The sequence below is a fragment of the Streptomyces sp. NPDC007872 genome, assembly GCF_042868165.1.
Classification (GTDB): Bacteria; Actinomycetota; Actinomycetes; order Streptomycetales; family Streptomycetaceae; genus Streptomyces.
In genome coordinates, this window is record NZ_JBIAEA010000004.1 from 445,138 (window position 1) to 468,784 (window position 23,647).

The window sequence follows — 23,647 nt, forward strand, 5'->3', positions numbered from 1 at the left end:
CTGTTGCCGTTTGTTATGCGTATGGGCTTCGTCGTTCTCGCGCGAGGGCCCCTGCGCAGGTTCCCTGGAGCAGTTACCAGTGGCTCGCATACGGGCGACGACCCGGCAGTGCAGGCCCCAGCTGCATGATCGCTTCAGGTGTGTCTGGACTCCATCCACTGAAGAAGCGAAGGCTACGAAGTGCGTACGTACAGCCCCAAGCCCGGCGATGTCACTCGCCAGTGGCACATCATCGACGCGCAGGACATCGTCCTGGGTCGTCTGGCGACCACGGCCGCGAACCTCCTGCGAGGCAAGCACAAGCCGGTGTACGCCCCCCACATGGACATGGGCGACTTCGTCATCATCATCAACGCCGACAAGGTCCACCTGTCCGGCAACAAGAAGACCCAGAAGCTGGCGTACCGCCACTCCGGCTTCCCGGGCGGTCTGCGCTCCGTCCGCTACGACGAGCTGCTGGCCAAGAACCCCGAGAAGGCCGTCGAGAAGGCCATCAAGGGCATGATCCCCAAGAACTCCCTGGGCCGTCAGATGCTCTCGAAGCTGAAGGTCTACGCGGGCGAGAACCACCCGCACGCTGCTCAGCAGCCGGTCCCGTTCGAGATCACCCAGGTCGCGCAGTAGTTCCGGCCACCCCCTAAGAACGAAAGAAATCTGAGGAGCATCGTGGCCGAGACCACCCCCGAGACCCCCGTCGACGAGTTCGAGGGCGTCGAGGAGTACACCACCGAGACCGAGAACGTCGAGGGTGACTACACCTCCGAGTCCCTCGCGTCCCGCTTCGGCGACCCGCAGCCGGCCGCCGGCCTGGGCCGTCGCAAGAACGCCATCGCCCGCGTCCGGATCGTTCCGGGCACCGGCAAGTGGAAGATCAACGGTCGCACCCTTGAGGACTACTTCCCCAACAAGGTGCACCAGCAGGAAGTCAACGAGCCCTTCAAGGTGCTCGAGCTCGACAACCGCTACGACGTCATCGCCCGCATCGCGGGTGGCGGCGTCTCCGGTCAGGCCGGCGCCCTGCGCCTCGGCGTGGCCCGTGCGCTGAACGAGGCGGACGTCGAGAACAACCGCCCGGCGCTGAAGAAGGCCGGCTTCCTCTCCCGCGACGACCGTGCGGTCGAGCGCAAGAAGGCCGGTCTCAAGAAGGCCCGCAAGGCTCCGCAGTACAGCAAGCGTTAATCGCCTGCTCGGTCTGCATCTCGTACGCCCCGGCGGCACTGCCCGTGCCGTCGGGGCGTACGTTTTTTCATACGCTCTTCCATAACCCTGGGCACGCATTTTCGGAGGAAAGCTGTGGGACGACTCTTCGGCACGGACGGCGTACGCGGCGTCGCCAACGCGGACCTGACGGCGGAGCTGGCGCTCGGTCTGTCCGTCGCGGCGGCGCACGTGCTCGCCGAGGCGGGCACCTTCGAGGGGCACCGGCCGACCGCGGTGGTCGGGCGTGACCCGCGCGCGTCCGGAGAGTTCCTGGAGGCCGCCGTCGTGGCCGGCCTCGCCAGCGCCGGCGTCGACGTGCTGCGCGTCGGCGTCCTGCCGACCCCGGCCGTGGCCCACCTCACCGGCGTCCTCGGCGCCGACCTCGGCGTGATGCTCTCCGCGAGCCACAACGCCATGCCCGACAACGGCGTCAAGTTCTTCGCGCGCGGCGGCCACAAGCTGGCCGACGAACTGGAGGACAGGATCGAAGCCGTGTACGAGGAGCACCGCACCGGCGCCCCCTGGGACCGCCCGACCGGGGCCGGCGTCGGCCGCGTCCGCGACTACGACGAGGGCTTCGACACGTACGTCGCCCACCTCGTCGCGGTCCTCCCCAACCGGCTCGACGGCCTGAAGGTCGTCCTCGACGAGGCCCACGGCGCCGCCTCCCGCGTCTCGCCCGAGGCCTTCGCCCGGGCCGGCGCCGAGGTGGTCACCATCGGCGCCCGGCCCGACGGACTCAACATCAACGACGGCTGCGGCTCCACCCACCTCGGCCTGCTGCGGGCCGCCGTGGTCGAGCACGGCGCCGACCTGGGCATCGCGCACGACGGCGACGCCGACCGCTGCCTGGCCGTGGACGCGGCGGGCGACGAGGTCGACGGCGACCAGATCCTCGCCGTGCTCGCCCTCGCCATGCGCGAGGCCGGCACCCTGCGTGGCGACACGGTCGTCGCGACCGTCATGTCCAACCTGGGCTTCAAGCTCGCCATGGAGCGCGAGGGCCTGAACCTCGTCCAGACGGCGGTCGGCGACCGCTACGTCCTGGAGTCCATGAAGGAGCACGGCTACGCGCTCGGCGGCGAGCAGTCGGGCCACGTCATCGTGCTCGACCACGCCACCACCGGCGACGGCACCCTCACCGGCCTCATGCTGGCCGCCCGGGTCGCCGCCACCGGCAAGTCCCTCGCGGACCTCGCCGGGGTGATGGAGCGGCTGCCGCAGGTCCTGATCAACGTGAAGGACGTCGACAAGTCGCGCGTCACCACCTCCGCCGAGCTGGCCACCGCCGTCGCCGAGGCCGAGCGCGAGCTCGGCACCACCGGCCGGGTGCTGCTCCGCTCCTCGGGCACCGAGCCGCTGGTCCGCGTCATGGTCGAGGCCGCCGACATCGAGCAGGCCCGGTCGGTCGCGCAGCGCCTCGCGGACGTCGTGAAGTCCGCGCTCGGCTAGCCTTCCCGAGGCACCGTCGTGCGGGAGGGCCCCGCCGCACCGGACACCGGCGCGGCGGGGCCCTCCGCGTACCCCGTCTCCCGTACGGGACCTCCCGCAAGGACTCCTCAGCGGTTCTTTCCCGCCCGGCGGCGCCAGCGGCCGCGCTGGGTGTCCCACAGGGCCCGCTGCGCGTACAGCGTCGCCGTCCCGGCGAGGACGATGCCGAAGAGGTTGAGCGCCAACTGCTCGACCGATCCCCACATCTGGCCCAGGTCGCCGTAGGCGAGCGCCACCGCCGCGTTCGCGCCCGCCGGGACCGTCGTCACCGAGATCGCCACGCCCACCAGGGCCCCCGACTTCGCGGAGGTCAGGGAGAGGGTGCCCGCCGCGCCCGCGAGCAGCGCCACGACGAAGGAGAACGGGTCGGGCTGCCAGATGAAGCGGGTGTTGGGCCGCTCCGCGTCCAACTGGGCCCGGCTGAACAGGTCGAGCGCGTCCATCGCCAGGCTGAACAGCGTCGTCATCGCGATCGCCGCCGCGAAGCCGACGAGCAGCGCGATCAGCGAGCGCGCGGCCAGCCTCGGGGCGCGCCGCACCACCGCCGTACAGATCCCGGCGAGCGGGCCGAACTCCGGGCCGACGGCCATGGCGCCGACGATGAGGATCGCGTTGTCCAGGACGACGCCGCAGGCCGCGATCGCCGTGGCCAGGACCATGAACGCGCAGTACGTGACCGAGAGCGTCGACTCCTCGTGCGTCGCCTCCGTGAGCTGTTCCCAGAGCACCGCGTCGGCGGCCTCGCCCGGGGCCTCCCGCTCGGCCGCGTCGGCCCGCTCGGACAGCGACAGGGCGATGTCCTGGACGGCGATCGAACCGTCCCGGTCGACGCCGATGCCGCGCAGCTCGCCGAGGAGCTCGTCGCCCGCCTCGCGGGCCACGTCGCACAGCACCAGGTCCCCGGCCGGGTCGCGGGCCGCGCCGGGCAGGACCACCAGATGGGCGGTCCCGACGGTCGACTCGATCAGGTCGACGGCGGCCCGGGTGCGGTCGGGCGGCACGATCATCCGCAGATGCAGCATCCTCAGAGCTTACGGAGGCTCAGCTTCTGCACCTTGTGGTCGGGTCCCTTGCGGACGACGAGGGTCGCCCGGCCGCGCGTGGGCGCCACGTTCTCCAGCAGGTTCACCTTGTTGATGGTCCGCCACATGGTGCGGGCGTAGTCGAAGGCCTCCTCCTCGGAGACCTGGGTGTAGCGGCGGAAGTACGAGGAGGGGTCCTGGAACGCGGTGTCGCGCAGCTTGCGGAAGCGGTTCAGGTACCAGCGCTCGATGTCCTCCGGGCGCGCGTCCACGTACACCGAGAAGTCGAAGTAGTCGGCGAGGCCGACGCGGGTCCGGCCGTCCTTGCCGGGCAGGGCCGGCTGGAGGACGTTCAGGCCCTCCACGATCAGGATGTCCGGGCGGCGCACCACGAGCCGCTCGCCGGGCACCCGGTCGTAGATCAGGTGGGAGTAGACCGGGGCCGTGACCTCGTCCTTGCCCGCCTTGACGTCCGCGACGAACCGGGTCAGGGCCCGGCGGTCGTACGACTCGGGGAAGCCCTTGCGGGACATCAGGCCGCGCGCCCTCAGCTCCTCCATCGGGTAGAGGAAGGCGTCCGTGGTCACCAGCTCCACGCGCGGGTGCTCCGGCCAGCGGGCCAGGAGTGCCTGGAGGAGGCGGGAGACGGTGGACTTGCCGACGGCGACCGAGCCGGCGACCCCTATGACGAAGGGGGTGCCGCGCTGCTCGGCGCTCTCGCCGAGGAAGGTGTTCAGGGCGCCGCGCAGACCGCTGGTGGCCTGCACGTACAGGTTGAGCAGACGGGACAGCGGCAGGTAGACGTCCCGCACCTCGTCGAGGTCGATGACGTCCCCGAAGCCGCGGAGCCGCTCGACCTCCTCGGCGGTGAGGGGCAGCGGCGTCTTGTCGCGCAGGGCGCTCCACTCGGCCCGGGTGAGGTCGACGTACGGGGTCGGCTCGGAGGGGCGGCGGCCCGTGGAGCCGACCCCGCCCGTGCTTCGTGGCGGCGAAGTGATCACACCGCCATTGTCGGGGGTCGGGGCCGGCCGTGGGTGGTGGGGTCGGTCACGCGGCAAAGGGGTTGGTCCCGCTCGCGGCCCTGGGCGATCATGTCCCTGCCGCGTGCATCTGAAGTCTCACGCGGGGGGAGCCGCCGTCCGGCGGCACGAAGAGAAGCAGAGAGTCACCACGCATGCGTACGTCCATCCGCACCGTCGCCTTCGCCACCACCGCCGTCTCGCTCGCCCTGCTCGGCACCGCCTGCAGCAGCGGCGAGGCCGGTGACTCCGGCAAGGGCTCCGCGGCGCCGAGCGCCTCCGCCACCAGCGCCTCCGCCGCTCCGGCCGCCAGGACGCTCTCCGACGCCGAGCTGGAGAAGGCGATCGTCGAGAAGGCCGACCTCAAGGGCCACCAGGTCCAGAAGGCCGGTGCCGGGGACGTCGTGCCGGCCGCCGAGGTCACCACCGACAAGGCGTCCTGCGCCCCGATCGCCCACGCGATGTCCTTCATCTCGCCCGGCTCGCCCGCCGCGACGGCCGAGCGCCAGGTGATCGAGGTGCCGAAGAAGGACGCCACGGCCGCGCCGGAGGACGCGCTGCTCGGGGCGCTCGGCTCCCAGATGAGCGCGGTGACCCTCGGCGCGTACGAGGGGCAGGGCGCCCAGGAGGCCCTCGCCTCGGTGAAGAAGGCCGGTGCCGAGTGCGCCGGTGGCTTCACGGTGACCCACAAGGCGGAGAAGACCAAGGTCCGGAAGGTCGTCACGGAGAGCTTCACCGCCGGTGAGGAGGCGGCCGCCTTCACCCTCACCAGCGACCTGGAGGGCGAGGCGTTCGTCAGCAAGCTCGTCGTCTTCCGCCAGGGCAACACGCTCGCGTCCTTCTCGACCGTCAGCTTCGTCCCCGGCGGGGTCAAGGAGTTCCCGAAGGCCGTCATCGACGCGCAGGCCAAGAAGCTGGGCTGATCCCGGCGGGCCCCGCCCCCACCGGACGGACGCCGTGTCGGCTCCGTCCGGTGGGGCGGATTCCGCCGTAGTCTTCCGACATGTGCGGAATCGTGGGATACGTCGGCGGTCAGTCGGCGCTTGATGTGGTGGTCGCGGGCCTCAAGCGGCTCGAATACCGGGGCTACGACTCGGCCGGTGTCGCGGTGCTCTCCGACGGGGGACTCGCCGCGGCCAAGCGGGCGGGCAAGCTCGTCAACCTGGACAAGGAGCTGGCCGAACGGCCGCTGCCCGGCGGCTCCGTGGGGATCGGGCACACCCGCTGGGCCACCCACGGCGGCCCGACCGACGCCAACGCGCACCCGCACCTGGACAACGCCGGGCGGGTCGCCGTCGTCCACAACGGCATCATCGAGAACTTCGCCGCCCTGCGCGGGGAGCTGGCGGAGCGCGGCCACGCCCTGGCCTCCGAGACGGACACCGAGGTCGTCGCGCACCTGCTCGCCGAGGAGTTCTCCTCCACCGGGGACCTGGCCGAGTCCATGCGCCTGGTGTGCCGGCGGCTCGACGGGGCGTTCACCCTGGTCGCCGTGCACGCCGACCAGCCGGACGTCGTCGTCGGCGCCCGCCGCAACTCCCCGCTCGTCGTCGGCGTCGGCGAGGGCGAGCACTTCCTCGCCTCCGACGTCTCCGCCTTCATCGCCCACACCCGCTCCGCGATCGAGCTGGGCCAGGACCAGGTCGTCGAGCTGACCCGGGACGGCGTCACCGTCACCGGCTTCGACGGGGTGCCCGCCGACGTGCGGGCCTACCACGTCGACTGGGACGCCTCCGCCGCCGAGAAGGGCGGCTACGACCACTTCATGCTCAAGGAGATCGCCGAGCAGCCCAAGGCCGTCGCCGACACCCTCCTCGGCCGGATCGACGCCTCCGGACGGCTCACCCTCGACGAGGTGCGCATCCCGGACACCGTGCTCCGCGAGGCCGACAAGGTCGTCGTCGTCGCGTGCGGCACCGCCTTCCACGCCGGTCTCATCGCCAAGTACGCCATCGAGCACTGGGCCCGCGTCCCCTGCGAGGTCGAGCTGGCCAGCGAGTTCCGCTACCGGGACCCGATCCTCGGCCCGCGCACCCTGGTGATCGCGATCTCCCAGTCCGGCGAGACCATGGACACGCTGATGGCGCTGCGGCACGCGCGCGAGCAGGGCGCGAAGGTCCTCGCCGTCTGCAACACCAACGGCTCCACCATCCCGCGCGAGTCCGACGCCGTGCTCTACACGCACGCGGGCCCCGAGGTCGCCGTCGCCTCCACCAAGGCCTTCCTGACCCAGCTCGTCGCCTGCTACCTGCTCGCGCTCCACCTCGGCCGGGTGCGCGGCACCCAGTGGGGCGACGAGGTCCTCGCCGTGGTGCGCGAGCTCGCCCGCATCGGCGAGGAGGTCGAGCGCGTCCTGGAGACGATGGAGCCGGTGCGCGAGCTCGCCCGCTCCCTCGCCCACAAGGACACCGTCCTCTTCCTCGGCCGGCACGTCGGCCACCCGGTGGCCCTGGAGGGCGCCCTGAAGCTCAAGGAGCTGGCGTACATGCACGCCGAGGGCTTCGCGGCGGGCGAGCTGAAGCACGGGCCGATCGCCCTGATCGAGGAGGACCTGCCGGTCGTGGTCGTGGTGCCCTCGCCCGAGGGGCGCTCGGTCCTCCACGACAAGATCGTCTCCAACATCCAGGAGATCAGGGCGCGCGGCGCCCGCACGATCGTGATCGCGGAGGAGGGGGACGAGACGGTCGTCCCGTACGCCGACCACCTCGTCCGGATCCCCGCCACGCCTACGCTGCTCCAGCCGCTGGTCTCCACGGTGCCGCTCCAGGTCTTCGCCTGCGAGCTCGCCACCGCGCGGGGCAACGAGGTCGACCAGCCGCGCAACCTGGCCAAGTCCGTGACCGTGGAGTGACGGGGGTCGTGGAGTGGCGGGGCCGTGAAGTGACGGGGTCGTGAAGTGAGCGGGACAGGGGAGTGAGCGGGACATGATCATCGGGGTGGGGATCGACGTGGCGGAGATCGACCGGTTCGCCGCGTCGATCGAGCGGACGCCGGGGCTGCTCGACCGGCTCTTCGTCGAGGACGAGCTGCTGCTCCCGAGCGGCGAGCGGCGCGGGGTCGCCTCGCTCGCCGTGCGGTTCGCGGCGAAGGAGGCCGTCGCGAAGGCGCTCGGCGCGCCGGCCGGACTGCTGTGGACGGACGCGGAGGTGTACGTCGAGGAGACCGGGCGGCCGCGCCTGCGGGTGCGGGGGACGGTGGAGGCCCGGGCGGCGGAGCTGGGCGTGAGGCACTGGCACGTGTCGCTGAGCCACGACGCGGGGGTGGCGTCGGCGGTGGTGGTCGCGGAGGGGTGAGCGGTACGCCCCGGGGCCCGGCCGTTCGGAAACGGCCGGGCCCCGGGACGTGTGGCGCGCGGCTGCCAGGGCCGGCGACGGGATGCGTGTACCGCGCGCGTGCGGAGTGGTGTGACGTCCTCCGACTTACTTAGGTAAGCCTAAGCTAAGTTGAACGGCGGACGATGTCAACCCGTCTCCGGCCGGCCCCTCTCCGGACGGGCCTCCTCCGGGCGGCCCTCCGCCGCCTGCGGCAGACTGCTGGACATGCGTACCGCTTACCGCGTGGAGACCGTCCGGGCCGCCGAGGCCGCCCTCATGGCCCGCCTCCCGGAGGGCGCCCTCATGGGCAGGGCCGCCGCCGGACTCGCCGCCGCCTGCTGCTCGTTGCTCGGGAAGGGACGGGTGTACGGGGCCCGGGTCGTCCTCCTCGTCGGGACCGGCGACAACGGCGGCGACGCCCTGTACGCCGGGGCCCGGCTCGCCCGGCGCGGCGCGGGCGTGACCGCCGTGCTGCTCGGCACGCGCGCCCACGAGGGCGGCCTCGCGGCGTTCCGGGCGGCGGGCGGACGCATCGCGGACGACCCCTTCGAACCCCTCGCCGGGGCCGACCTCGTCCTCGACGGGATCACCGGCATCGGCGGGCGCGGCGGCCTGCGGCCCGACGCCGTGCCCGTCGCCCGGGCCGCGCGCGGCTCCGACGCCGTCGTCGTCGCCGTCGACCTGCCCAGCGGCGTCGACGCCGACACCGGAGAGGTCGCCGGGGAGGCGCTGCGGGCCGACGTGACGGTCACCTTCGGCACGTACAAGCCGGGACTGCTCGTCGACCCGGCGCACGCGTACGCGGGCGTGCTGCGGCTCGTGGAGATCGGGCTCGGCGCGGTCCTGCCGGGGGTGCCGGACCTGGAGGCGCTCCAGCACGAGGACGTGGCGAGGCTGCTGCCGGTGCCGGGCGCCGAGAGCGACAAGTACCGGCGCGGGGTCGTCGGCGTCGTCGCCGGCTCCGCCCGCTACCCCGGCGCAGCCGTCCTCGCCGTGACCGGGGCGCTGCGGGGCGGGGCGGGAGCCGTGCGGTACGTCGGGGCCGGCGGGGACGCGGTGCTCGCCGCGCACCCCGAGACCCTCGTGCACACCGGGCCGCCGCAGAAGGCCGGACGGGTCCAGGCCTGGGTCGTCGGGCCGGGCCTCGGCGAGGAACCCGGGGCGCGGGAGGCGGTCGCGGACGTCCTCGCCTCCGACGTGCCCGTCCTCGTCGACGCGGACGGGCTGCGGGGGTTGGACCCGGCGGCCGTACGGGGCCGGAGCGCGCCCACCGTCCTCACCCCGCACGCGGGCGAGGCGGCGGCGCTGCTCTCCGCCCCGCGGGAGGAGGTCGAGGCGGGCCGGCTCGCGGCCGTCCGCGAACTGTCGGCCCGCTTCGGGGCGACGGTCCTCCTGAAGGGCTCCACGACGCTCGTGCACGGCGGCACCGGCCCCGTACGGGTGAACCCGACCGGGACCTCCTGGCTCGCCACCGCCGGGAGCGGCGACGTCCTCTCCGGCCTGGCGGGCTCGCTGCTCGCGGCGGGCCTCCCGCCCGTCGACGCGGCCTCCTGCGCCGCCTACCTCCACGGCCTCGCCGCCCGCCGCGCCTCCTCGGGGACGGCCCCGGTGACGGCGACGGAGGTGGCGGGAGCCCTGCAAGGGGCCTGGAGGGACGTGCGGGACCCGTCGTAGGACGGCCCGGGACGGGGAGGGCCCTCGGGGCGGTCGCCCGTAAGGGTGATCGGCGCTACAGCCCGGGAAAGCGGCGCCGGGGGCCGCACCTGAGAGACTGGGCGCGATGACTGAGACACCGCCGCCCCGCAGAGCCCGCGCCGAGATCGACCTCGGCGCGCTGCGTGCGAACGTCCGCACGCTGCGCGCCCGCGTCGCCCCCCACGTCCGGATCATGGCCGTGGTCAAGGCCGACGCGTACGGACACGGCGCCCTGCGCTGTGCCCGGGCCGCCCTGGAGGCGGGGGCGGACTGGCTCGGCACGGCCACCCCGCACGAGGCGCTCGCGCTGCGGGCCGCCGGAATCACCGACGTTCCCCTCATGTGCTGGCTCTGGACCCCCGGCGACCCCTGGGACGAGGGCATCGAGGCCGGGCTCGACATGTCGGTGAGCGGCATGTGGGCCCTGCGGGAGGTCGTCGCGGCCGCCCGCGCCACCGGGAAGCGCGCGCGCGTCCAGCTCAAGGCCGACACCGGGCTCGGCCGCAACGGCTGCCAGCCCGCCGACTGGCCCGAGTTGGTCGGGGAGGCGCTGAAGGCCGAGGCCGAGGGGCTCCTCCGGGTCACCGGCCTCTGGTCGCACTTCGCCTGCGCCGACGAGCCCCACCACCCCTCCGTCGCGGCCCAGCTCGACGTCTTCCGCTCGATGCTCGACTACGCCGAGAAGGCCGGGGTCGAGCCCGAGGTCCGGCACATCGCCAACTCGCCGGCCACCCTCACCCTCCCCGAGGCCCACTTCGACCTCGTCCGGCCCGGCATCGCCGTCTACGGCATCTCGCCCAGCCCCGAACTCGGCACCGCCGCCGAACTCGGCCTGCGGCCCGTCATGTCGCTCAAGGCGAGCGTCGCGCTCGTCAAGCAGGTCCCCGCCGGACACGGCGTCAGCTACGGGCACCACTACGTCACCGGCGGCGAGACCACCCTCGGGCTCGTGCCCGTCGGATACGCCGACGGAGTCCCCCGGCACGCCTCCGGCCGCGGCCCCGTCCTCGTCGGGGACACCGTCCGCACGATCGCCGGCCGCGTCGCCATGGACCAGTTCGTCCTCGACCTCGGCGGGGAGACGCCCGAACCCGGCACCGAGGCCGTGCTCTTCGGCCCCGGCGACCGGGGCGAACCGACCGCCGAGGACTGGGCCGTGGCCGCCGACACCATCGCGTACGAGATCGTCACCCGGATCGGCGCGCGCGTCCCGCGCGTCTACCCGGGCGAATGAGGAGGAGCGCCCGTGGGGGAGACCAGTAGCGGCGGCGCCTGGCGCCGCGCCGGGTTCGCGGGCGCCGCGCTGGGCGTCCTGGCGGCCGGGGCCGCCGCCGGAGTCGCCGTCGAGCGGCTCACGGTGGGCCGTTCCGTACGCCAGAAGGCCCGGCTCGCCCTGGACGCCACCGGCCCCTACGGCGGCCTGCGCGGCACCCCCGGCCGCGCCCTCGCCGACGACGGGACCGTCCTCCACTACGAGGTGGACGAGGTCGGCGAAGCCGAGCCGGATCCCTCGGGCGCCCGGCTCCGGCGGCTCTTCGGGAGCCGCCGCCCCGCCCCCGTCACCGTCGTCTTCAGCCACGGCTACTGCCTCAACCAGGACTCCTGGCACTTCCAGCGCGCCGCCCTGCGCGGTCTCGTGCGGACCGTGTACTGGGACCAGCGCAGCCACGGGCGTTCGGGCCGGGGCGTCTCCCAGGCCGGTCCCGACGCCGTCCCCGTCTCCATCGAACAGCTCGGCCGCGACCTCCGGGCCGTCGTCGACGTCGCCGCCCCCGAGGGCCCCCTCGTCCTGGTCGGGCACTCCATGGGCGGCATGACGGTGATGGCGTTCGCCGAGCTGTACCCCGAGCTGATGCGCGACCGTGTCGCCGGCGTCGCCTTCGTCGGCACCTCCGCCGGAAAGCTGAACGAGGTCACGTACGGCCTGCCCGTCATCGGCGTCAACGCCGTCCGGCGGATCCTGCCGGGGGTCCTGCGGACGCTCGGCGCGCAGGCGGAGCTGGTCGAGCGCGGGCGCCGGGCGACGGCCGACCTCTTCGCCGGGCTCGTCAAGAAGTACTCGTTCGCCTCGAAGGACGTGGACCCGGCCGTCGCCCGCTTCGCCGAGCGGATGATCGAGTCCACCCCCATCGACGTGGTCGCCGCCTTCTATCCGGCCTTCGCCGAGCACGACAAGTCCGCCTCGCTGCCCGCCCTCCGCGACCTGCCGGTGCTCGCGCTCGCCGGGGACCACGACCTCGTCACCCCCACCTCCCACACCGAGGCCATCGCCACCCTGCTCCCCGAGGCCGAGCTGGTGATCGTCCCGGACGGGGGCCACCTGGTGATGCTGGAGCACCCGGAGGCCGTCACCGACCGCCTCGCCGACCTGCTCGTACGGGCCGGGGCCGTGCCGGAGCCGACGGCGGCGAGGACGGACCCCGGCAAAAGCTAGATTGGCGGCATGGAAGCAGCGCACCCGTCCGTACCCCCCGTGCCCGGCGACGCCACGCCCGTCTCCGAGGCGACCCTCTCCGTCGGCTCCCCGGAGCGGATGCAGGAACTGGGCCTCCGGCTCGCGAAGGTCCTGCGCCCCGGCGACCTCGTCATGCTCACCGGCGAGCTCGGCGCCGGGAAGACCACCCTCACCCGCGGCCTCGGCGAGGGGCTCGGGGTGCGCGGCGCCGTCACCTCCCCGACCTTCGTCATCGCCCGCGTCCACCCGTCCCTGGTGGGCGGCCCGGCCCTGGTGCACGTCGACGCGTACCGCCTCGGGGGCGGGCTCGACGAGATGGAGGACCTGGACCTGGACGTCTCGCTGCCCGAGTCCGTCGTGGTCGTCGAGTGGGGCGACGGCAAGGTCGAGGAGCTGACCGACGACCGGCTGCACGTCCTGATCCACCGCGTCACCGGCGACACCGACGACGACCGGCGCACGGTCCTGCTGCGCGGCGTCGGGGAGCGCTGGGCGGGGGAGGACCTGGGCGCGCTCTGAATCCCTCCCGCCCGCCCCTCCCGCCCCGCCGCCCCCACGTATGTTCCGACAACGTGTCGGCAAAGTGTTGCGTGGGTCGTACGAGCCGTGGTCCCATGGACGCACGAGCTGGTTAGGTGTACCTAACCTACGGGAGGCAGGCATGGCGACGCCGGAGCGCGCGGAACCCGGTCGGGAGCACGTCACGATGAGTGAGCTGCTGGCGTCCTGCGTGGCCGCCCGCACGCTCTCCACCCCGCCGGGGCCGCAGACCGAGAACGCCGAGGACGACGCGCGGGAGCGGGACGTCACGTACGACCGGTACGGGCGGGTGGAGGACGAGGCCGCCTAGGGCCTGTCCGGGCCGCGCGGGCTCAGGAGACGACGACGACCTTCGTGCCGATCACCGCGAACGACCACAGCGCGTTCCCGTCGGCCCGCTTCATGCGGACGCCGCCGGTCTTCCTCGTCGGGTCCGGCTCCGGCATCGAGCCGTCCACCGCCGCGCTGAAGCCGATCGCCACGTCCTGGGCCGTCGCGAACCGCACCACGTGCTCGATCTGCATCCCGTCCGAGCCGCGCACCGTGCCCGACCGCGAGGTCACCGCGTACGCGCCGGGCGGCGGGGACACCGTGCTCGGCATCACCGCGAACGTGCGGGTGGCCTTGCCGGCGCCGTTCACCAGCCACACCCGGCGGTCGGCCAGGCCGTACACGACCCGCTCCCCGGTGCCCGAGTCCGCCGGGACGGCGAGGGGGTCGCGGACCGGCTGCTCCGGGCCGCCGCTCGGGGAGGTCGAGGGGGTCGCCGTGGCCGTGGCCCCCGGCTTGGCCGAGAGGTCGGCGGGAACGTTCGCCGAGGCCTGGTAGGCGAGGAAACAGACCGCGGCGACCGCCGCCGCCGTGAGCCCGGCCACGAATCCCGAGCTGCTCCGTGCCACCGTGCCCACCTCTCGTACGAACGTATCGAGGGTGACGGTAGCAGCCGCCGCCCCGGGGGTCGGGGCAGCGTGCCCGGGAGCCGTAGGCTGTTCGCGTGCTGTTGCTCGCCATGGATACCGCCACCCCCGCCGTCACCGTCGCCCTCCACGACGGCGAGGCCGTCGTCGCCTCGTCGAGCCAGGTCGACGCCCGCCGCCACGGGGAGCTGCTGCTGCCCGCCGTCGACCGGGTCCTCGCCGAGGCCGGGCTGAAGCTCGACGCGGTCACCGGCGTGGTCGTCGGCGTCGGCCCCGGTCCGTACACCGGTCTGCGCGTCGGCCTCGTCACGGCCGCGGCCTTCTCGTCCGCGCTCGGCGTGCCCGTGCACGGCCTGTGCACCCTCGACGGCCTCGCGTACGCCTCCGGGATCGACGAGCCCTTCGCCGTCGCCACGGACGCGCGCCGCAAGGAGGTGTACTGGGCGCGGTACGCCGACTCCCGCACCCGCGTGACCGACGCGGCCGTCGACCGGCCCGCCGACGTCGCCGAAGCCCTCGCCGGGCTCCCGGTCGTCGGCGCGGGCGCCCGCCTCTACCCCGAGGCCTTCCCCGACGCCCGTGATCCCGAGCACCAGTCGGCCGCCGCGCTCGCCGCCCTCGCGGCGGAGAAGCTGACGGCCGGGGGTGGCGGGGCCGGGGGCTTCCTCGACCCGCTGCCGATGTACCTGCGCCGCCCCGACGCCCAGGTGCCCAAGAACTACAAGGTGGTCACGCCCAAGTGACCGGCGGCGTGGAACTGCGCGAGATGCGCTGGTGGGACATCGCACCGGTGCTCGCCCTCGAGGACGAGCTGTTCCCCGAGGACGCCTGGTCGGCCGGGATGTTCTGGTCCGAGCTCGCGCACTCCCGGGGGCCGGGCGCCACCCGCCGGTACGTCGTCGCCGAGGACCCCGGCGGCCGGCTCGTCGGCTACGCCGGGCTCGCCGCCGCCGGCGGCCTCGGCGACGTGCAGACCATCGCCGTCGCCCGCGACCAGTGGGGGACCGGGCTCGGCGCCCGCCTCCTCACCGACCTGCTCCAGCACGCCACCGCCTTCGAGTGCGACGAGGTCCTGCTCGAAGTGCGCGTGGACAACACCCGGGCCCAGAAGCTCTACGAGCGCTTCGGCTTCGAGCCCATCGGTTTCCGGCGCGGCTACTACCAGCCCGGAAACGTCGACGCGCTCGTGATGCGACTGACCGTCCAAGGAACCGGAACCGATATCTGATGGCTGCTGACGAACCCCTGGTGCTCGGCATCGAGACCTCCTGCGACGAGACCGGCGTCGGCATCGTCCACGGGACCACCCTCCTCGCGGACGCGATCGCCTCCAGCGTCGACACCCACGCCCGCTTCGGCGGCGTCGTGCCCGAGATCGCCTCCCGCGCGCACCTGGAGGCGATGGTCCCGACGATCGAGCGCGCCCTGAAGACCGCCGGGATCTCCGCGAAGGACCTCGACGGCATCGCCGTCACCGCCGGTCCCGGCCTGGCGGGCGCGCTGCTCGTCGGCGTCTCGGCGGCCAAGGCGTACGCCTACGCCCTCGGCAAACCGCTCTACGGCGTCAACCACCTGGCCTCGCACATCTGCGTCGACCAACTGGAGCACGGCAGGCTGCCCGAGCCGACGATGGCCCTGCTCGTCTCCGGCGGGCACTCCTCGCTGCTGCTCTCCACCGACATCACCTCCGACGTGCGCCCGATGGGCGCCACCATCGACGACGCGGCCGGCGAGGCCTTCGACAAGATCGCCCGCGTGCTCGACCTCGGCTTCCCCGGCGGCCCGGTCATCGACCGGCTCGCCAGGGAGGGCGACCCGAAGGCCATCGCCTTCCCGCGCGGCCTGAGCGGCGCCAAGGACCCGGCGTACGACTTCTCCTTCTCCGGCCTCAAGACCGCCGTGGCCCGCTGGATCGAGGCGAAGAAGGCGGCCGGCGAGGAGGTGCCGGTGCGGGACGTGGCCGCGTCCTTCCAGGAGGCGGTCGTGGACGTGCTCACCCGCAAGGCCGTCCGGGCCTGCAAGGACGAGGGCGTCGACCACCTGATGATCGGCGGCGGCGTGGCCGCGAACTCGCGCCTGCGGGCCCTCGCCCAGGAGCGCTGCGAGCGGGCCGGGATCCGGCTGCGGGTGCCCCGGCCCGGCCTGTGCACGGACAACGGCGCGATGGTCGCGGCCCTCGGCTCCGAGATGGTCTCCCGGGGCCGGGCCGCCTCCGACCTGGAGCTGTCGGCGGACTCCTCGCTGCCGGTGACGGACCCGCACGTGCCGGGCGCCCACGCGCACACGCACGACCACGACCACGTGCACGAGGTCAGCAAGGAGAACCTGTACTCGTGAGGCTCACCCTCATGTGGGAGGCGCGGGCCGCGCAGGGGCGGGGCCCCGAGCTCCTGGAGTGGGCCCGGGAGCGGGCCCGGGTCCTCGCGTACGAGCCGGAGCGCCGGGAGGTCTTCCGCGCGCCCCAGGACCGGGTCCTCGTCCTCACCTGGTGGGAGGCGAAGACCTTCGACGCGGAGCTGCCGGAGCTGCCGGAGCCGGACGCGGAGCTGATCACCCGGCCGGTCCACCGCTGGCGGTTCGAGGCGGTCGAGTAGCCGCACGACCGGGAGTCTCGTCGGTCACACGTACGCCCTTCGGGCAACCTTTCGGGCCGTACGGGCATCTCCCGGCGCGTGAAGAAGACGATCGCGCTCCGGGCGGCGCTGACCGCCGCGGCCCTCCTGGTGACCGGCTGCACGGCGGAGCGCCCCGCCGCCGCCCCCGCGCCCGCCCCGCCGACGTCGTCCGCGCCGGCCCCGTCCCCCTCCGGGTCCGCCGCCGGGAGCGGGGCGCCGGGCGCCCCGGCGTCGGCCGCCGCGTACCGGAAGTGGGGCCTGAAGCCCTTCGCGGCCCCGCCCGCGCCGCCGACGGTGAAGCCGGTGGTCCGCGGGCCGGGGGAGCCGGTGCCGGTCATCAGCGAGATCCCCACCCGGGAGAAGATCGTCTTCGTCACGATCGACGACGGGGCGGAGAAGGACCCCGAGTTCGTCACGATGATGAAGGAGCTCAGGGTCCCCTTCACGATGTTCCTCACCGACGCCGCCATCCGCGCCGACTACGGCTACTTCTCGCCGCTCGTCGCCCAGGGCCACGGCGTCGCCAACCACACCCTCACCCACCCCGACCTGCGCACCCTCTCCCCGGAGGCCCAGCGCCGGGAGATCTGCGGCCAGCAGGAGAAGCTGAAGCGGCGGTACGGCACGGCCCCGCGCCTCTTCCGCCCGCCCTACGGCAACTGGAACGAGGCCACGCGCGCGGCGGCCGGGACCTGCGGGGTGGACGCGATCGTGCTGTGGCGCGAGTCCATGCAGATCAAGAACATGCAGTACCAGCGCGGCGACCGGAAGCTCCACCCCGGCGACATCGTCCTGGCCCACTTCCGCGGCCCGTCCGAACTCAAGGGCCGCACGATGACCGAGATGACGGCCACGATGCTCCGCCGCATCCAGGAACAGGGCTTCACGGTGGCGCGGTTGGAGGACTACGTCTGACGTCACCGGATCAGGTGACGGCTTCGGGTTTCCGCTCGCTAGGCTTGCCGTACGGTTCACCCTCCAGGCACGGGAGAACACATGACCGCCGCCGTCCCCGACCAGCCGCTGATCCCGCAGCCTCCGTCGACCGTCACGGCCCTGCGGCAGGCGGTGGCGCAGATCGCTCCGGCGGCCCTGCCCGCCTTCACCCGCGAGCTGGACCAGGCGGCGGACCAGGCCCGCCTCGGATCGGACCTCGCGCCGCTGCGCCGCTTCACCGCGCACTGGGCCGTGTACGTCCACATCCAGCGCCAGCCCCGGTTGGCGGCACGGTTCCGGGAGCTCGAAGCCGTCGTCGGGACCGGCGACGCGGACCAGGTGAGGGATGCCGCGGCCCGGCTGGGCCGCCTGCTCGACGACGCCCGGGACGCGCTGTCGAGGACCGGCGGTGAGTGAGCGCTGGCGCTGGGAGTACGACCCCGACGCCGCACACGTCGCCGGAGGCGTTCCCGCACCGGTGGTCGCGGAGGTCGAACGCCTGACGTCCCAGTTGGTGGACCTCGCCGGGATGGGCGTGGACGTCGGCGATCTCGGCGAAGGGCCGAAGCCGGGAGGGCTGCGGCGCATGGACGCGGCCGGCGGGTGGTTCTACTTCCTCGCGGCGCCGAGGGCCCGGCTGATCGTGGTCGTACGGATCATCCCTCCGTTCGACAGCCTCTGAGCCGCGCCGGGGCGGAGCCCTCGTGGGGAGGCGGGCTCACCCGCCCCCACCCGGCCGGACGGGTCGCCCGATCAGCATCGTCGGGGCGCCCGCGACCCGAGTGAGCAGCACCGTCGCCGCGTTCGGGCCCTTCGGCCTCACCTTGCGGCGGATCTCCTCCGGCTCGACCGCCGAGCCCCGCTTCTTCACGGTCAGGGTGCCGACCTCCCGCTCCCGCAGCAGCGCCTTCAACTTCTTCAGGTTGAAGGGGAGTTCGTCGGTGATCTCGTACGCGGCGGCGTACGGGGTCGGGACCAGGGCGTCCGACGTCACGTACGCGATCGTCTCGTCGACCAGACCGCCGTCCAGCTCCTCGGCCACCTCGGCCACCAGGTGCGCGCGGATGACCGCGCCGTCCGGCTCGTACAGGTAGCGGCCCACCGGCCGGACCGCCGGGTCGGGCAGCCCGCGCCCGGCGAGGGTCGCCCCGGAGGGCAGCAGCGTGGCCCGGCGCGCGCCCGGCTCCGTACCGAACCACAGCACGGCCTCCTTCACGTCCCCGCCGTCCGAGATCCACTCCGCCCCGGCCTCCGCCGGGACGGCCTCGTGCGGGATGCCCGGCGCCACCTTCAGGGCCGCGTGCGGGGCCTTCCGGGCCGCCTCGACCGCCCAGGAGAGCGGCGGGGAGTACGCCTCGGGGTCGAAGATCCTGCCCCGGCCGCCGCGCCGGGCGGGGTCGACGAAGACCGCGTCGTACAGGCTCGTGTCGATCTCCGTCACGTCCGCGCACCGGACCTCGATCAGGTCCGACAGGCCGAGCGCCCCGGCGTTGGCGCGGACCGCCTCGGCGGTGAGCGGGTCGCGGTCGACGGCGAGGACGGAGATCCCGGCGCGGGCCAGGGCGATCGCGTCGCCGCCGATCCCCGAGCACAGGTCCGCCACGCTCCGGACGCCCAGCGCCTTCATCCGGCCGGCCCGGTACGCGCCGACCGAGGCCCGGGTCGACTGCTCGACGCCGTGGGGCGTGAAGTACATCCGGTACGCGTCCTCCGCGCCGAACTTCGCCACCGCCCGCTGCCGCAGCCGCGCCTGGCCGAGCGCCGCCGTGACCAGCTCGGCGGGGTGGTCGCGGCGCAGTCGGGACGCGACCGCCAGCTCCCGGGCGGGGTCGTAGTCGCGCAGGGCGGCGAGGAGCGTCTGTCCCTCGGGGGCGAGCAGGGCGGCGAAGGAGGCGAGGTCGGTCACCCGTCCCATTCTGGGCCCTGTTCCGGCTCCGGAGAGCTGTGGGGGCCGGTCGGTTCCGGGCTCCGGGGAGCTGTGGGCCGGCCGGGGGACGGTGGGCCGGGTACGGCGGTGTCGCGGCCGGAAGGAGCCGCCGCGCTGACAGGATGCGGCGCCATGCAGCTCGTACGACAAAAGGAACAGAAGATGAGAAAAGGCGCGCGCCGCTCCCACCGGACGCTCGGAGCGGCGCTCGTCGTCGCCGCCCTCGCCTCCGCCGCCACGGCCTGCTCCGGCGCCGGCCCGGACCGCTCCGCACCGCCCTCCCCCGTCTCCGGCCAGCAGGCCCCGCAGCAGGGCCCGAAGCAGGCCGCCCCGAAGCGGGGTGCCGCCGCCGCGCCCGAGTCGCAGGCGCAGAAGGCCGAGAGGCTCCGCCTCCGGAAGGCCGCCCGCGCGCTCGCCGCCAAGAGGTGGGGCCTCGCCAAGCCCCCGCTCGAAGCGCCCGCCCCGCCCGCCGTCAAGCCGAGGATCACCACCCGCAAGGGCTTCGAGACGAAGAGCGAGGGCATGCCGCCCGTCTTCACCACCGTGCCCACCAAGGAGAAGATCGTCTTCCTGACGATCGACGACGGCTCGGAGAAGGACCCCGAGCTGCTGCGGATGATGAACGAGCTGGACGTCCCCTACAGCGCCTTCCTCAGCGACTACGTCGTCAGCGACGACTACGCCTACTTCGCCCGGATGCAGAAGTCGCGGAAGGGCGGGGTCGCCCTCCACAACCACACCCTCCACCACCGCTACCTGCCCGGACTCTCGTACGACCAGCAGAAGCGCGAGATCTGCGGCATGCAGGACGTCATCGAGAAGAAGTACGGCAAGCGGCCCGAACTCTTCCGCCCGCCGTACGGCAACTACAACGACGACACCCTGCGCGTGGCCAAGTCCTGCGGCGTCAAGGCCGTCCCGCTGTGGGCCGCCGAGGCCTTCCCCGACCACATGGAGTGGCGCGAGTGGGACCGGGACCTGCACCCCGGCGACATCGTCCTCACCCACTTCCGGGGCGAGGAGGACTGGAAGGGCAGCATGGCCGACATGGTCCGCCGCGTGATGAACGTGATCACGGCCAAGGGGTACGCGGTCGCGAAGCTCGAGGACTACGTGTGAGACCCGGGAGGCGCGGGCGCCGGGCCGTCGCCGCCCTGGCCGTGACCGGGGCGCTGCTCGCCCTCCCGGCCCTCACCGCCTGCGCTTCCCCGGCCGGCCCGGTGGACTCGATCGAACGGCTCGGCCGGAGGGCGGCGGAGGGAGTGGGGCCCCGGGCGTCGGCGCCGCCGGGGGAGCGGGAGCGGGCCGGACGGGCCACGGGGGAGCGGAGGCGGGTTGGACGGGCCGCGGGGGAGTGGGAGCGGGCCGGACGGGCCACGGAGGAGCGGGAGCGGGTCGGACGAGTCACGGTGGAGGGAAAGCCGTTCGAACGGGCGGGCGTGCGGACCGCGGACCGGGAGGGGAGGCGCTGCCGGAAGGCCCCGGAACCCCGCACGACCGCGCCCCCGGTCACGCCACGGAGCGATGAATTGGCACTCCGCTTGACCGAGTGCTAATCGCGGCCATAGTCTCGGCTCTGGCACTCCCCACCGGAGAGTGCCAACACAGCGACGGGCAGGTCCGGCACCCGCGACGACGGATCCACCTGGTTCGCCACCTCAGACAGTCAACCCCGTGATCTCCGAAGGGGGAGGTCGGATCGTGACGACCACCAGCTCCAAGGTTGCCATCAAGCCGCTCGAGGACCGCATCGTGGTCCAGCCGCTCGACGCCGAGCAGACCACCGCCTCTGGCCTGGTCATCCCGGACACCGCCAAGGAGAAGCCCCAGGAGGGCGTCGTCCTGGCCGTCGGCCCGGGTCGCTTCGAGAACGGCGAGCGCCTGCCGCTCGACGTCAAGACCGGCGATGTCGTGCTCTACAGCAAGTACGGCGGCACCGAGGTGAAGTACAACGGCGAGGAGTACCTCGTCCTCTCGGCCCGCGACGTGCTCGCGATCGTCGAGAAGTAAGTCACCCCAGGCCAGAAGGCTTTGAGCTGCGCCCCGAGGCCCCTTCCCGGGCGCCCCGGGGCGCCGTTCGTTCCACCAGCAGATTCCGAGAGGGCTGAACCGCTCCCATGGCGAAGATCCTGAAGTTCGACGAGGACGCCCGTCGCGCCCTTGAGCGCGGCGTCAACAAGCTTGCCGACACGGTGAAGGTGACGATCGGCCCCAAGGGCCGCAACGTCGTCATCGACAAGAAGTTCGGCGCCCCCACCATCACCAACGACGGTGTCACGATCGCCCGCGAGGTCGAGATCGAGGACCCGTACGAGAACCTCGGCGCCCAGCTCGTGAAGGAGGTGGCGACCAAGACCAACGACATCGCGGGTGACGGCACCACCACCGCCACCGTGCTCGCCCAGGCCCTGGTCCGCGAGGGTCTGCGCAACGTCGCCGCCGGCGCCTCCCCGGCCGCCCTGAAGAAGGGCATCGACGCCGCCGTCAAGGCCGTCTCCGAGGAGCTCCTCGCCACCGCGCGCCCGATCGACGACAAGTCGGACATCGCCGCCGTCGCCGCGCTCTCCGCGCAGGACCAGCAGGTCGGCGAGCTCATCGCCGAGGCGATGGACAAGGTCGGCAAGGACGGCGTCATCACCGTCGAGGAGTCCAACACCTTCGGCCTGGAGCTCGACTTCACCGAGGGCATGGCCTTCGACAAGGGCTACCTGTCCCCGTACATGGTGACCGACCAGGAGCGCATGGAGGCCGTCCTCGACGACCCGTACATCCTGATCAACCAGGGCAAGATCTCCTCGATCCAGGACCTGCTGCCCATCCTGGAGAAGGTCATCCAGGCCGGCGCCGGCAAGCCGCTCCTGATCATCGCCGAGGACGTCGAGGGCGAGGCCCTGTCGACCCTGGTCGTGAACAAGATCCGCGGCACCTTCAACGCGGTGGCCGTCAAGGCCCCCGGCTTCGGCGACCGCCGCAAGGCCATGCTCGGCGACATCGCCACCCTCACCGGTGCCACCGTCATCGCCGAGGAGGTCGGCCTCAAGCTCGACCAGGCCGGCCTGGACGTGCTCGGCACCGCCCGCCGCGTCACCATCACCAAGGACGACACCACCATCGTCGACGGTGGCGGCGACTCGTCCGAGGTGCAGGGCCGCGTCAACCAGATCAAGGCCGAGATCGAGTCCACCGACTCCGACTGGGACCGCGAGAAGCTCCAGGAGCGCCTCGCGAAGCTGGCCGGCGGCGTGTGCGTGATCAAGGTCGGCGCCGCCACCGAGGTGGAGCTGAAGGAGAAGAAGCACCGTCTGGAGGACGCCATCTCCGCGACCCGCGCCGCGGTCGAGGAGGGCATCGTCTCCGGTGGCGGCTCCGCGCTCGTCCACGCCGTCAAGGTCCTGGAGGACAACCTCGGCAAGACCGGCGACGAGGCCACGGGTGTCGCGGTCGTCCGCCGCGCCGCCGTCGAGCCGCTGCGCTGGATCGCCGAGAACGCCGGCCTGGAGGGCTACGTCATCACCTCCAAGGTGGCGGAGCTCGACAAGGGCCAGGGCTTCAACGCCGCGACCGGCGAGTACGGCGACCTGGTCAAGGCCGGCGTCATCGACCCGGTGAAGGTGACGCGCTCCGCCCTGGAGAACGCCGCCTCGATCGCCTCCCTCCTCCTCACCACCGAGACCCTCGTGGTGGAGAAGAAGGAAGAGGAGCCGGCGGACCACGGCCACGGCCACGGTCACGGCCACTCCCACTGAGGTCCGTAGCCGAACGCCGAGGCCCGGTGCCCCCGTCGCGGGGGCACCGGGCCTCGGCGTCTCCCGTCACTCCTCCACCGCGCCGAGCCGCTCCATCAGCCCGAGCATGTCGTACTGCCACCAGTCCTCGACGACCTTGCCGTCCTCCCGGAAGCGCTGGATCAGCGTGCCGGTGATCCGGACGTCGATGCCGGTGGGCTGGAGGCCCATGAAGTCGCCGGTGTGGGTGGCGTCGCAGGTCCAGCGGGTGCAGACGCGGTCGCCCTCGGCGATCTGGTCCTCGACGGTGAAGGCGAAGTCGAACCCCCGGCGCCACATCCCGATCCCGCGGCGGACCGCGTCCATGCCGATCGAGTCCTGCACGTCGGAGGGGTCGTGGCTGTGGCACCCCTCGGCGATCACCTCGTCCAGCGGCGGAAGCTCCCCCGGCGTGCCGATCAGCTCCAGGAACCGGCGCGCGGCGGCCTTGCACATCTGCTCGTCCCGCACGACGTCCAGGTCCGTGAAGGTCGGCATCCCGTCACAGAGCGCCACCATCTCGTGGAAGAGCCGGTCGGTCTCGGGGAGGTGGGAGTTCCGCATCGCCACGTCGTACGAGGGGAACTCGACGATCTCCACGAAGTGGGACCCGTCGGACCGGTCCTTCCCGAGGACGCTGTGGGTGGCCGTCCGCTTCCCCTCGGTCTGCTCGGCCCACTGGTCCATGAGCCGGTTCATCTCGTCGAAGCGGCTCGTCCTGCAGTCGATGATCTGCACGAAGGTCATGACGC

The 23,647-nt window shown here is 73.1% G+C and carries 26 protein-coding genes; 21 read left to right on the top strand and 5 right to left on the bottom strand.

Annotation, left to right across the window (positions count from 1 at the left end):
- The first annotated feature begins 180 nt into the window (after positions 1-180).
- The 3 genes from rplM to glmM all read left to right on the top strand — a co-directional run bounded on the left by rplM (position 181) and on the right by glmM (position 2,652).
- The gene (gene rplM / locus ACFYNX_RS16630) at positions 181-624 is read left to right on the top strand and encodes a 50S ribosomal protein L13 (protein WP_125667150.1); all 444 of its coding nucleotides are present in this window, start codon (positions 181-183) and stop codon (positions 622-624) included.
- Positions 625-666: 42 nt separating this feature from the next.
- Complete coding sequence (rpsI, locus tag ACFYNX_RS16635) at positions 667-1,179, top strand: 30S ribosomal protein S9 (RefSeq protein WP_030687788.1); 513 nt, start codon at positions 667-669, stop codon at positions 1,177-1,179.
- 114 nt (positions 1,180-1,293) lie between these two features.
- Entirely contained in the window at positions 1,294-2,652 is a 1,359-nt protein-coding gene (glmM, locus tag ACFYNX_RS16640; RefSeq protein WP_388662071.1) for a phosphoglucosamine mutase, read from the top strand.
- A 107-nt stretch (positions 2,653-2,759) separates the two neighbouring features.
- Here the strand turns inward: glmM and ACFYNX_RS16645 are convergent, their stop codons facing one another.
- Positions 2,760-3,713: a DUF389 domain-containing protein gene (locus ACFYNX_RS16645; RefSeq protein ID WP_125667152.1), complete on the bottom strand. Its 954-nt coding sequence runs from the start codon at positions 3,711-3,713 to the stop codon at positions 2,760-2,762.
- A gap of 2 nt (positions 3,714-3,715) precedes the next feature.
- Positions 3,716-4,714, bottom strand: a complete 999-nt coding sequence (coaA, locus tag ACFYNX_RS16650) for a type I pantothenate kinase (protein WP_388662073.1) — start codon at positions 4,712-4,714, stop codon at positions 3,716-3,718.
- Positions 4,715-4,887: 173 nt separating this feature from the next.
- On the opposite strand from coaA, the gene ACFYNX_RS16655 reads away from it, so the two are divergent.
- The 8 genes from ACFYNX_RS16655 (at position 4,888) to ACFYNX_RS16690 (ending at position 13,046) form a co-directional block, all read left to right on the top strand.
- Positions 4,888-5,655, top strand: a complete 768-nt coding sequence (locus ACFYNX_RS16655; RefSeq protein WP_388662075.1) for a hypothetical protein — start codon at positions 4,888-4,890, stop codon at positions 5,653-5,655.
- Between the two features lie 80 nt (positions 5,656-5,735).
- Complete coding sequence (gene glmS, locus ACFYNX_RS16660; RefSeq protein WP_388662077.1) at positions 5,736-7,583, top strand: glutamine--fructose-6-phosphate transaminase (isomerizing); 1,848 nt, start codon at positions 5,736-5,738, stop codon at positions 7,581-7,583.
- A gap of 73 nt (positions 7,584-7,656) precedes the next feature.
- Complete coding sequence (locus ACFYNX_RS16665; protein ID WP_125667155.1) at positions 7,657-8,025, top strand: holo-ACP synthase; 369 nt, start codon at positions 7,657-7,659, stop codon at positions 8,023-8,025.
- Between the two features lie 246 nt (positions 8,026-8,271).
- Positions 8,272-9,720 carry an NAD(P)H-hydrate dehydratase gene (locus ACFYNX_RS16670; protein ID WP_388662079.1) on the top strand — a complete coding sequence of 483 codons (1,449 nt, stop codon included), beginning with the start codon at positions 8,272-8,274 and terminating at the stop codon, positions 9,718-9,720.
- Between the two features lie 106 nt (positions 9,721-9,826).
- Complete coding sequence (gene alr / locus ACFYNX_RS16675; protein WP_388662081.1) at positions 9,827-10,975, top strand: alanine racemase; 1,149 nt, start codon at positions 9,827-9,829, stop codon at positions 10,973-10,975.
- A 12-nt stretch (positions 10,976-10,987) separates the two neighbouring features.
- Positions 10,988-12,175: an alpha/beta fold hydrolase gene (locus tag ACFYNX_RS16680; protein ID WP_388662083.1), complete on the top strand. Its 1,188-nt coding sequence runs from the start codon at positions 10,988-10,990 to the stop codon at positions 12,173-12,175.
- A 9-nt stretch (positions 12,176-12,184) separates the two neighbouring features.
- The gene (tsaE, locus tag ACFYNX_RS16685) at positions 12,185-12,715 is read left to right on the top strand and encodes a tRNA (adenosine(37)-N6)-threonylcarbamoyltransferase complex ATPase subunit type 1 TsaE (RefSeq protein WP_185893643.1); all 531 of its coding nucleotides are present in this window, start codon (positions 12,185-12,187) and stop codon (positions 12,713-12,715) included.
- A gap of 187 nt (positions 12,716-12,902) precedes the next feature.
- A complete protein-coding gene (locus ACFYNX_RS16690; RefSeq protein ID WP_388662085.1) occupies positions 12,903-13,046 on the top strand; it encodes a hypothetical protein in 144 nt (47 codons plus the stop codon).
- 22 nt (positions 13,047-13,068) lie between these two features.
- Here ACFYNX_RS16690 and ACFYNX_RS16695 read toward each other — a convergent pair whose 3' ends face one another.
- Positions 13,069-13,635 carry a hypothetical protein gene (locus ACFYNX_RS16695; protein WP_388662087.1) on the bottom strand — a complete coding sequence of 189 codons (567 nt, stop codon included), beginning with the start codon at positions 13,633-13,635 and terminating at the stop codon, positions 13,069-13,071.
- A 95-nt stretch (positions 13,636-13,730) separates the two neighbouring features.
- On the opposite strand from ACFYNX_RS16695, the gene tsaB reads away from it, so the two are divergent.
- The 7 genes from tsaB (at position 13,731) to ACFYNX_RS16730 (ending at position 17,886) form a co-directional block, all read left to right on the top strand.
- Positions 13,731-14,396: a tRNA (adenosine(37)-N6)-threonylcarbamoyltransferase complex dimerization subunit type 1 TsaB gene (gene tsaB / locus ACFYNX_RS16700; protein WP_365542533.1), complete on the top strand. Its 666-nt coding sequence runs from the start codon at positions 13,731-13,733 to the stop codon at positions 14,394-14,396.
- A 23-nt stretch (positions 14,397-14,419) separates the two neighbouring features.
- Complete coding sequence (gene rimI, locus ACFYNX_RS16705) at positions 14,420-14,881, top strand: ribosomal protein S18-alanine N-acetyltransferase (protein WP_125667786.1); 462 nt, start codon at positions 14,420-14,422, stop codon at positions 14,879-14,881.
- Positions 14,881-15,990 (top strand): tRNA (adenosine(37)-N6)-threonylcarbamoyltransferase complex transferase subunit TsaD, encoded by a 1,110-nt coding sequence (gene tsaD, locus ACFYNX_RS16710; RefSeq protein WP_388662089.1) that lies wholly within the window; start codon positions 14,881-14,883, stop codon positions 15,988-15,990. The genes rimI and tsaD overlap by 1 nt, the downstream gene beginning before the upstream one ends.
- Entirely contained in the window at positions 15,987-16,247 is a 261-nt protein-coding gene (locus ACFYNX_RS16715; RefSeq protein ID WP_388662091.1) for a hypothetical protein, read from the top strand. The genes tsaD and ACFYNX_RS16715 overlap by 4 nt, the downstream gene beginning before the upstream one ends.
- A 78-nt stretch (positions 16,248-16,325) precedes the next feature.
- The gene (locus tag ACFYNX_RS16720) at positions 16,326-17,183 is read left to right on the top strand and encodes a polysaccharide deacetylase family protein (protein WP_388662093.1); all 858 of its coding nucleotides are present in this window, start codon (positions 16,326-16,328) and stop codon (positions 17,181-17,183) included.
- Positions 17,184-17,264: 81 nt separating this feature from the next.
- Positions 17,265-17,621 (top strand): hypothetical protein, encoded by a 357-nt coding sequence (locus ACFYNX_RS16725; protein WP_125667787.1) that lies wholly within the window; start codon positions 17,265-17,267, stop codon positions 17,619-17,621.
- The gene (locus ACFYNX_RS16730) at positions 17,614-17,886 is read left to right on the top strand and encodes a hypothetical protein (RefSeq protein WP_125667782.1); all 273 of its coding nucleotides are present in this window, start codon (positions 17,614-17,616) and stop codon (positions 17,884-17,886) included. The genes ACFYNX_RS16725 and ACFYNX_RS16730 overlap by 8 nt, the downstream gene beginning before the upstream one ends.
- Before the next feature lie 36 nt (positions 17,887-17,922).
- Here the strand turns inward: ACFYNX_RS16730 and ACFYNX_RS16735 are convergent, their stop codons facing one another.
- The gene (locus ACFYNX_RS16735; protein ID WP_388662095.1) at positions 17,923-19,119 is read right to left on the bottom strand and encodes an SAM-dependent methyltransferase; all 1,197 of its coding nucleotides are present in this window, start codon (positions 19,117-19,119) and stop codon (positions 17,923-17,925) included.
- A gap of 174 nt (positions 19,120-19,293) precedes the next feature.
- Between ACFYNX_RS16735 and ACFYNX_RS16740 the strand changes: the two genes are divergently transcribed.
- From ACFYNX_RS16740 to groL, 3 genes are all read left to right on the top strand, one after another.
- Positions 19,294-20,250 carry a polysaccharide deacetylase family protein gene (locus tag ACFYNX_RS16740; RefSeq protein ID WP_388662097.1) on the top strand — a complete coding sequence of 319 codons (957 nt, stop codon included), beginning with the start codon at positions 19,294-19,296 and terminating at the stop codon, positions 20,248-20,250.
- A gap of 582 nt (positions 20,251-20,832) precedes the next feature.
- Positions 20,833-21,141 carry a co-chaperone GroES gene (groES, locus tag ACFYNX_RS16745; protein WP_015035628.1) on the top strand — a complete coding sequence of 103 codons (309 nt, stop codon included), beginning with the start codon at positions 20,833-20,835 and terminating at the stop codon, positions 21,139-21,141.
- Positions 21,142-21,248: 107 nt separating this feature from the next.
- Positions 21,249-22,877 carry a chaperonin GroEL gene (gene groL / locus ACFYNX_RS16750; protein ID WP_365542521.1) on the top strand — a complete coding sequence of 543 codons (1,629 nt, stop codon included), beginning with the start codon at positions 21,249-21,251 and terminating at the stop codon, positions 22,875-22,877.
- 66 nt (positions 22,878-22,943) lie between these two features.
- Here groL and ACFYNX_RS16755 read toward each other — a convergent pair whose 3' ends face one another.
- Positions 22,944-23,642 (bottom strand): ester cyclase, encoded by a 699-nt coding sequence (locus ACFYNX_RS16755; protein ID WP_365542519.1) that lies wholly within the window; start codon positions 23,640-23,642, stop codon positions 22,944-22,946.
- Between the last annotated feature and the right edge of the window lie 5 nt (positions 23,643-23,647).

Excerpts from the sequence above, each read along its gene's own strand:
- ACFYNX_RS16645 (WP_125667152.1), bottom strand. The coding sequence starts at position 3,713 with ATGCTGCATCTGCGGATGATCGTGCCGCCCGACCGCACCCGGGCCGCC.
- ACFYNX_RS16655 (WP_388662075.1), top strand. The coding sequence starts at position 4,888 with ATGCGTACGTCCATCCGCACCGTCGCCTTCGCCACCACCGCCGTCTCG.
- glmS (WP_388662077.1), top strand. The coding sequence starts at position 5,736 with ATGTGCGGAATCGTGGGATACGTCGGCGGTCAGTCGGCGCTTGATGTG.
- ACFYNX_RS16665 (WP_125667155.1), top strand. The coding sequence starts at position 7,657 with ATGATCATCGGGGTGGGGATCGACGTGGCGGAGATCGACCGGTTCGCC.
- ACFYNX_RS16670 (WP_388662079.1), top strand. The coding sequence starts at position 8,272 with ATGCGTACCGCTTACCGCGTGGAGACCGTCCGGGCCGCCGAGGCCGCC.
- alr (WP_388662081.1), top strand. The coding sequence starts at position 9,827 with ATGACTGAGACACCGCCGCCCCGCAGAGCCCGCGCCGAGATCGACCTC.
- tsaE (WP_185893643.1), top strand. The coding sequence starts at position 12,185 with ATGGAAGCAGCGCACCCGTCCGTACCCCCCGTGCCCGGCGACGCCACG.
- ACFYNX_RS16690 (WP_388662085.1), top strand. The coding sequence starts at position 12,903 with ATGAGTGAGCTGCTGGCGTCCTGCGTGGCCGCCCGCACGCTCTCCACC.
- rimI (WP_125667786.1), top strand. The coding sequence starts at position 14,420 with ATGCGCTGGTGGGACATCGCACCGGTGCTCGCCCTCGAGGACGAGCTG.
- tsaD (WP_388662089.1), top strand. The coding sequence starts at position 14,881 with ATGGCTGCTGACGAACCCCTGGTGCTCGGCATCGAGACCTCCTGCGAC.
- ACFYNX_RS16725 (WP_125667787.1), top strand. The coding sequence starts at position 17,265 with ATGACCGCCGCCGTCCCCGACCAGCCGCTGATCCCGCAGCCTCCGTCG.
- ACFYNX_RS16735 (WP_388662095.1), bottom strand. The coding sequence starts at position 19,119 with ATGGGACGGGTGACCGACCTCGCCTCCTTCGCCGCCCTGCTCGCCCCC.
- ACFYNX_RS16740 (WP_388662097.1), top strand. The coding sequence starts at position 19,294 with ATGAGAAAAGGCGCGCGCCGCTCCCACCGGACGCTCGGAGCGGCGCTC.
- groL (WP_365542521.1), top strand. The coding sequence starts at position 21,249 with ATGGCGAAGATCCTGAAGTTCGACGAGGACGCCCGTCGCGCCCTTGAG.
- ACFYNX_RS16755 (WP_365542519.1), bottom strand. The coding sequence starts at position 23,642 with ATGACCTTCGTGCAGATCATCGACTGCAGGACGAGCCGCTTCGACGAG.